The sequence below is a fragment of the Limnohabitans sp. genome, from assembly GCF_046052765.1.
GTDB lineage: Bacteria > Pseudomonadota > Gammaproteobacteria > Burkholderiales > Burkholderiaceae_C > Limnohabitans.
In genome coordinates, this window is record NZ_JAVLFQ010000039.1 from 1 (window position 1) to 6,860 (window position 6,860).

Below are 6,860 nucleotides of genomic sequence, written 5' to 3' on the forward strand. Positions count from 1 at the left end.
ACGGTTTGCGGCTGGCGCATGAACTGCGCCGACAACTTGCCTATGCCTTCGGGGTAAGTAGCAGAAAACAGCAGCGTCTGGCGTTGCGCCGGGCATTGTTTGATGAGTTGCGAAATGTCGTCGAAAAAACCCATGTCCAACATGCGATCGGCCTCATCAAGCACCAATGTTTTGACTGAATCCAATCGCAAACTGCCGCGCGTCAAGTGATCCAAAATGCGCCCGGGCGTACCGACCACCACATGCGCGCCATGTTGCAGGCTTTGCTCCTGACCGCGCAAGGCCACACCGCCGCACAAGGTCACGACTTTGATGTTGGCCGTGGCGCGCGCCAGCCTGCGTATTTCTGTGGTGACTTGATCGGCGAGTTCGCGGGTCGGGCATAACACCAGTGCTTGCACCGCATGAAAGTTGGCGGTGAGCTTTTCAACCAAGGGCAAACCGAAGGCTGCAGTTTTGCCGCTGCCGGTGCTGGCCTGGGCAATCACATCCTGACCGGCGAGTGCTAAGGGCAAACTCGCCGCCTGAATTGGCGTCATCTCGGCATAGCCCAGTTGATCGAGGTTGTTGAGGGTGTCAGGGGAAAGAGTGAGCGTGCGAAAAGAAGAGGTCATGCGGGGATTATCGGCCTGCATCACTTTCAATATTTCAAATCAGTCAAACCTACAGTTATTTCAAATCCCGCACATCATCAAAATGCGCTTCCACATCATTCGGCAGTAACTGGATGCTGGCGCGCAGTCCCGGCACCGCGCTCATCAAAGCCTGCTCGACACTAGTGCGCAAAGCCGCTGCGCGTCCCAGTGACCAACTGGCCGGCATGTGCATGTGCATGTCCACAAACCGGCGTTGCCCGGCCTGACGGGTAGTGATGTGGTCAAAGCGGATGATTTGCACTTCACCGCGCATGTGCTCAAAGCCTTGCAACACTTGGTGGATATCGGCCTGTATCTGAGGCTCGACCGCTTCATCCATCAGCCCCTGGGAAGAGCGCCAGATCAAATCAAAACCTTCTTTCAAAATATTCACAGCCACACCCATGGCAACCACGGCATCCAACCACAGCCAACCGGTGTAAAGCACCAGTAACAAACCGATGACCACGCCACCTGAGGTCCATACATCGGTGACCAAATGTTTGGCATCTGCTTCAAGCGCGATAGAACGCTGTTGTTTGGCCACCTTGAACATCACCCAAGCCAAAAGGCCGTTCAATGCCGAGCTGGCCACTGACAAACTCAAACCCCAGCCGAGTTCAACCACGGGCTGCGGATCAAACACGCGGTGTACCGAAGCCCAGATGATGGCAGCGGCCGCGCCCATGATCAACACGCCTTCAAAGCCTGATGAAAAATACTCGGCCTTGTGGTGGCCGTAAGGGTGTTCTTCGTCAGCGGGTTTCTGCGCCACGGTCACCATGATCAACGCAAAAATGGCGCTGGCCAGGTTGACGAAAGACTCCATGGCGTCCGACAACAAGCCGACCGAATCGGTGATGTACCAGGCCAGGGTTTTCATGATGATGGTGATGATGGCCACCACCACCGAAGTCCACAACAAGGTGGTGGGCGAGAGCTTCAATAACCAGTGATTCAATGCATTCATGGGTTGGATACCGGTTGTCTTCACGCGAAATCAAATACTGAGATGCACACGCGCGAATTTGCGTTTTCCGACTTGCACCACATACGTTCCTGCGCCCAGCTTCAAGCCTTTGTCACTGACCACGCTACTGTCTATGCGAACGCCGCCGCCTTCTATCAATCTTCCAGCTTCACTGGTTGATGGCGCCAGACCTGCGTTTTTCAATAAGGCGTTGATGCCCAACGGTGCGCCGCTCAAATGCACATCTGCCACTTCATCAGGAATACCGCCTTTGCTGCGGTTCACAAAATCCTGCTCGGCGCTGTCAGCCAATGCCTTCGTGTGAAAACGCGCTGTGATTTCTTTGGCCAACATGACCTTGGCGTCACGCGGGTTGCGCCCGGCTTCAATCTCAACTTTCAGCTTGTCAATGTCTTGCAGACTTTGAAAACTCAGCAAGGTGAACCAGCGCCACATCAACACATCGCTGATCGACATGACCTTGGCAAACATAGTGTTGGCGTCTTCAGTGATGCCTATGTAATTGTTTTTGCTCTTGGACATTTTGTCGACGCCATCCAAACCTTCGAGCAAAGGCATGGTCAAAATACATTGCGGCTCTTGTCCATATTCCTGTTGCAAATGTCGCCCCATCAGCAAATTGAATTTTTGATCGGTGCCGCCCAACTCTAGGTCACTCTTGAGCGCTACGCTGTCATACCCCTGCATCAATGGATACAAAAACTCGTGCACGCTGATCGATTGACCGCCGTGAAAACGTTTGTGGAAATCGTCCCGCTCCATCATGCGTGCCACCGTGTAGCGGGAAGCCAGTTGAATCATGCCGCTGGCACCCAAAGGCTCACTCCATTCGCTGTTGTAACGAATTTCAGTTCGCTCAGGGTCAAGCACCATGCTGGCTTGCTTGTAATAGGTATCGGCGTTATGTTTGATTTGCTCAGGCGTCAGAGGCGGACGTGTGCTGTTGCGCCCGGAAGGGTCGCCGATCAGCGAAGTGAAATCGCCGATCAAAAAAATGACTTGATGTCCCAGATCCTGCAACTGGCGCATTTTGTTCAGCACCACGGTATGACCTATATGTATGTCGGGTGCAGTGGGATCCAAGCCTAGTTTGATACGCAATGGTTGGCCGGATGTTTCGTGGCGTTGCAACTTTTTGAGCCATTCATCCCTGGGTAGCAATTCTTCGCATCCGCGCAGCGACACAGCCAGCGCTTGTTCAACTTGTGCAGATACGGAGGTTTCGGTCTTAGATGCTTGATTCATAAGTGATTTTGGGCTTGCTGCCATCAGGCGTGGCCTGTATACTCTTGCTTTTTGAGCCATGTCCCAGCGGCGCGGCAACAGATTTACTCTTTCATTCTAAAGCGGCCAGTTTGATCTGCGTCTCTTTACCCACCGGACACCCGTTTTGCCGCACATCGAGAATTCCAATCCAACTGATCAAACCGCCACCACCTCTTCATGGTTGATGCGCATAGGTGTGCTCGCTATGTTTTTGGCCAGTGGTGCGTTTGCTGTTGCCGGTTTCAGTGCAGTCAATCCGACTGCAGTACCCATTCAGCAATTGGTTGAGTCCGTCAGCAATCTCACTTTGGACAGCCAAATCAACAGTTTAAGCAAAGACAAACTTCGGCTTTACAGGACAGGTACATCACGTGCCAGTGACACAGCAGAATCCATGCTCGCCAGATTGGGCATATCTGACAAATCAGCCGCAGACTTTATGCGCAATCACCCCTTGGTGCGCGAAGGTCTGCTAGGCAAAGGCGCACGCATGCTGAGTGCCGAAGTGGATGACGACAACCACCTGTTGAAATTGACAGCGCGTTGGGCGACTGACAGTAACGATTCTTTTCAACGATTGGTGATTGAACACACCAACCAAGGTTTCATTGCTTTGCGCGACAAAGGTGAACTCAAACCCTCAGTGCGCTTGACTGGCGGCTTGATTCAAACGTCTTTGTTTGCTGCAACTGATGATGCGCGCATACCTGACAGCATCGCCGTGCAATTGGCTGAAATTTTCTCTGGTGATATTGATTTTCATCGCGCATTGCGCAAGGGCGATCGTTTCACCGTGACTTATGAATCCCTTGAAGCAGATGGGGAAATGCTCAAGCCCGGCAAAGTATTGACCGCTGAATTTGTTAACAAGGGCAAATCGCATCAAGCCATGTGGTTTCAAGAGAATCCAGCCAAATCTGGTGGCTATTACAACCTGCTTGGCCAAAGTCTGCGTCGTACCTATCTGGCATCTCCTCTGGCTTTTTCACGCGTCAGCAGCGGATTTAGCATGCGGTTTCATCCTATTTTTCAAACTTGGCGTGCCCACCTTGGGGTTGATTACGCAGCACCCCAAGGCACACCGGTTCGCAGTGTCGGCGTTGGTGTGGTCGAGAGCGCTGGCAATATGGGCGGGTACGGCAATGCGGTCGTTGTCAAACACAGCAATGGACACGCCACCGTCTATGCCCATTTAAGCAAAATGCTGGTGCGTCGCGGTCAATCTGTGTCACAAGGGCAAACGCTTGGCCTCGTTGGCGCTACTGGTTGGGCGACCGGACCTCATTTGCACTTTGAATTCCGCGTCAATGGCGTACACAAAGACCCCCAGCAACTGGCGCGTCAAAGTGAATCTATTCCTGTACCTGCTTACGCGCGCGATCAATTCAACCGCCAAGCCTCGGACGTCGCTAAACAATTGGCCTCGGCGTCTATGGCAGTTGCCAATACCCAACCCTGAGTATTCCAACCATGTCCACGCTTTTTATTGGCGTGATGTCAGGCACATCAATGGATGGTGTGGACGCGGTCATGGTAGATTTTTCAAATGGTGTTCGCGTCCTCAGCCACAGCAGTCAGGTTTTTCCTCATTCCTTGCGTCAAACCTTTTTTCATCTGAACAGCAGCGGTGCCGATGAATTGCATATCGCTTCACTGGCTGCCAACCAACTCGCGCATATTTATGCACAGACAGTGAAAGACTTACTGGCAATGACTGGGTATCAGCCAACAGCTATTTCAGCCCTAGGCGCGCATGGGCAAACAGTCAGACACCAACCCGGGTTGCATGACGGCATCGGGTACACCTTACAAATCAACAATCCATCGCTGCTGGCAGAGTTGACTGGCATTCGTGTGGTGGCTGATTTCCGCAGCAGAGATATGGCGGCCGGTGGTCAAGGCGCACCACTGGTACCTGCGTTTCACCAACATGTGTTTGGTCAGCCTGGTCATACTGTGGCTGTGCTCAATATCGGCGGAATTTCCAACCTCAGCGTTTTGATGGACTTGGCAGTGACAGGTTTTGATTGCGGCCCGGGTAATGTGCTGATGGATCACTGGTGCCAGCAACATACCGGCCAAGCCTTTGACCGCAACGGTGCTTTGGCAGCCTCTGGACAAGTGATTCCAGATTTATTGACCCAATGTTTGAGCGAGCCGTTTTTTCACCGACCACCACCTAAGAGTACCGGCAGGGATACATTCCATGCCGATTGGCTGAACACTCAGTTGGCTGGTTTTCCAAACACAGGGGTTGCCGATGTTCAAGCAACACTCACGGCTTTAACCGCACAAGTTTGTGCAAATGATGTAAGGCGATACGCGCCCACGGCGGCCAGTGTGCTGGTCTGTGGCGGTGGCGCATACAACCACTGTTTGATGCATATGCTTCAACAATTCTTACCTGGTATGACTGTCCAAAGCACTGAGCTACATGGCTTGCCGCCGTTGCAAGTGGAAGCCGCAGCGTTTGCTTGGCTGGCACGCCAAACCAGTTTGAACCTACCGGGTAATCTACCGGCGGTCACAGGCGCCAGAGGACCCAGGGTGCTTGGTGCGATTTATCCTGCATAAATGAAAAAAGCCGGGACACGCCCGGCTTGTTGCTCAGCTGAAAAAAATCAGGCTGAGAATGAAGAACCGCATCCGCAGGTACTGGTGGCATTTGGGTTTTTGATGACGAACTGAGCGCCTTGCAAGTCTTCCTTGTAATCGATTTCAGCGCCAAGCAAATACTGGTAGCTCATGGCATCAATCAACAAAGAGACGCCATGTTTGGACATGACAGTGTCATCTTCATTGGTGATCTCATCAAAAGTGAAGCCGTATTGAAAACCGGAACAACCGCCGCCCTGCACAAACACGCGCAGTTTCAGTTCAGGGTTACCTTCTTCAGCAATCAGGTCAGCGACTTTGGCCGCTGCGCTGTCAGTGAAGACTATCGGCTCAGGCATGACGGAAGGTATAGACTCGGCTAAGGCACTCATGGCGCACTCCATATTTGATGTTCTTTGAGCGCTAATAGTAACCTATTTCAGTCAACAATAACCGCTATAAGGTTTTAGGCCGAGATGTCGTTGGAGGCAGCCAAACAGATTTCGCATAAAAAAAACCGCCAGAACACAGGCTCTGGCGGTTGATGGCAAACAACTTGTCTGCGACAGGATCAGCGTTTGCTGAACTGCTTGCGGCGACGAGCACCATGCAAACCGACTTTTTTACGTTCCACTTCACGCGCATCGCGGGTAACAAAACCAGCTGCTGACAATGCGGGTTTGAGCGTAGCGTCGTAATCAATCAATGCACGTGTGATGCCGTGACGGGCCGCACCGGCTTGACCGGATTCGCCGCCACCCTGTACGTTGATCTGAATGTCGAAAGTTTCGGCATGTTGAGTCAAAAACAGAGGTTGCTTGGCGATCATGATTGAGGTTTGACGGCCGAAATATTCAGCGATGTCCTTGCCATTGACCATGATTTTGCCGGAGCCTTTTTTCAGAAACACGCGGGCGACGCTGGATTTGCGACGGCCTGTGCCATTGTTCCATTCACCAATCATTTCATAGCTCCTTAGATATCCAGCACTTTAGGCTGTTGGGCGGTATGGGGATGCTCGGCGCCACTGTAGACCTTGAGCTTTTTGATCATGGCAAAACCCAAAGGACCTTTGGGCAACATGCCTTTGACTGCTTTTTCAAGCGCACGTGTGGGGTGCTTGGCTTGCATGTCTTTGAAATTGGTGCTGGAGATACCGCCTGGATAACCGGAGTGGCGGTGGTACATCTTGTCGAGGGCCTTGTTGCCTGTGACACGAATCTTTGACGAGTTGATGACGACAATGTAGTCGCCGGTATCGACGTGGGGCGTATAAATGGCTTTGTGCTTGCCGCGTAAACGGAGGGCTGCTTCGCTGGCAATCCGTCCGAGCACCTTATCGGTGGCGTCAATCACAAACCACTCATGCGTCA

General features: G+C 52.4%; 8 protein-coding genes. 2 read left to right on the forward strand and 6 right to left on the reverse strand.

All coding sequences use genetic code 11. The features are described from left to right. From AC9UG7_RS05035 to tyrS, 3 genes are all read right to left on the reverse strand, one after another. The coding region (locus tag AC9UG7_RS05035; protein ID WP_509585047.1) for a DEAD/DEAH box helicase at nucleotides 1–614 on the reverse strand (614 nt) is incomplete at its 3' end. A 55-nt stretch (nucleotides 615–669) separates the two neighbouring features. After that, a complete protein-coding gene (locus AC9UG7_RS05040; RefSeq protein WP_509585050.1) occupies nucleotides 670–1,605 on the reverse strand; it encodes a cation diffusion facilitator family transporter in 936 nt (311 codons plus the stop codon). A 30-nt stretch (nucleotides 1,606–1,635) separates the two neighbouring features. After that, complete coding sequence (gene tyrS / locus AC9UG7_RS05045; protein WP_509585052.1) at nucleotides 1,636–2,871, reverse strand: tyrosine--tRNA ligase; 1,236 nt, start codon at nucleotides 2,869–2,871, stop codon at nucleotides 1,636–1,638. Between the two features lie 145 nt (nucleotides 2,872–3,016). Between tyrS and AC9UG7_RS05050 the strand changes: the two genes are divergently transcribed. After that, nucleotides 3,017–4,351: a M23 family metallopeptidase gene (locus AC9UG7_RS05050; RefSeq protein ID WP_509585055.1), complete on the forward strand. Its 1,335-nt coding sequence runs from the start codon at nucleotides 3,017–3,019 to the stop codon at nucleotides 4,349–4,351. Between the two features lie 11 nt (nucleotides 4,352–4,362). Beyond that, complete coding sequence (locus tag AC9UG7_RS05055) at nucleotides 4,363–5,466, forward strand: anhydro-N-acetylmuramic acid kinase (RefSeq protein ID WP_509585058.1); 1,104 nt, start codon at nucleotides 4,363–4,365, stop codon at nucleotides 5,464–5,466. A 47-nt stretch (nucleotides 5,467–5,513) separates the two neighbouring features. Here the strand turns inward: AC9UG7_RS05055 and erpA are convergent, their stop codons facing one another. The 3 genes from erpA to rplM form a co-directional block, all read right to left on the reverse strand. Next, nucleotides 5,514–5,879, reverse strand: coding sequence for an iron-sulfur cluster insertion protein ErpA (erpA, locus tag AC9UG7_RS05060; RefSeq protein WP_509585060.1), 366 nt, complete (start codon nucleotides 5,877–5,879; stop codon nucleotides 5,514–5,516). A gap of 179 nt (nucleotides 5,880–6,058) precedes the next feature. Then, nucleotides 6,059–6,451, reverse strand: coding sequence for a 30S ribosomal protein S9 (rpsI, locus tag AC9UG7_RS05065; protein WP_509585062.1), 393 nt, complete (start codon nucleotides 6,449–6,451; stop codon nucleotides 6,059–6,061). Between the two features lie 11 nt (nucleotides 6,452–6,462). Further along, a partial coding sequence (rplM, locus tag AC9UG7_RS05070) for a 50S ribosomal protein L13 (RefSeq protein ID WP_509585064.1) occupies nucleotides 6,463–6,860 on the reverse strand: 398 nt, incomplete at its 5' end.

Coding starts and splice junctions, on each gene's coding strand:
- tyrS (WP_509585052.1), bottom strand. CDS start 2,871: ATGAATCAAGCATCTAAGACCGAAACCTCCGTATCTGCACAAGTTGAA.
- AC9UG7_RS05055 (WP_509585058.1), top strand. CDS start 4,363: ATGTCCACGCTTTTTATTGGCGTGATGTCAGGCACATCAATGGATGGT.
- erpA (WP_509585060.1), bottom strand. CDS start 5,879: ATGAGTGCCTTAGCCGAGTCTATACCTTCCGTCATGCCTGAGCCGATA.
- rpsI (WP_509585062.1), bottom strand. CDS start 6,451: ATGATTGGTGAATGGAACAATGGCACAGGCCGTCGCAAATCCAGCGTC.
- AC9UG7_RS05040 (WP_509585050.1), bottom strand. CDS start 1,605: ATGAATGCATTGAATCACTGGTTATTGAAGCTCTCGCCCACCACCTTG.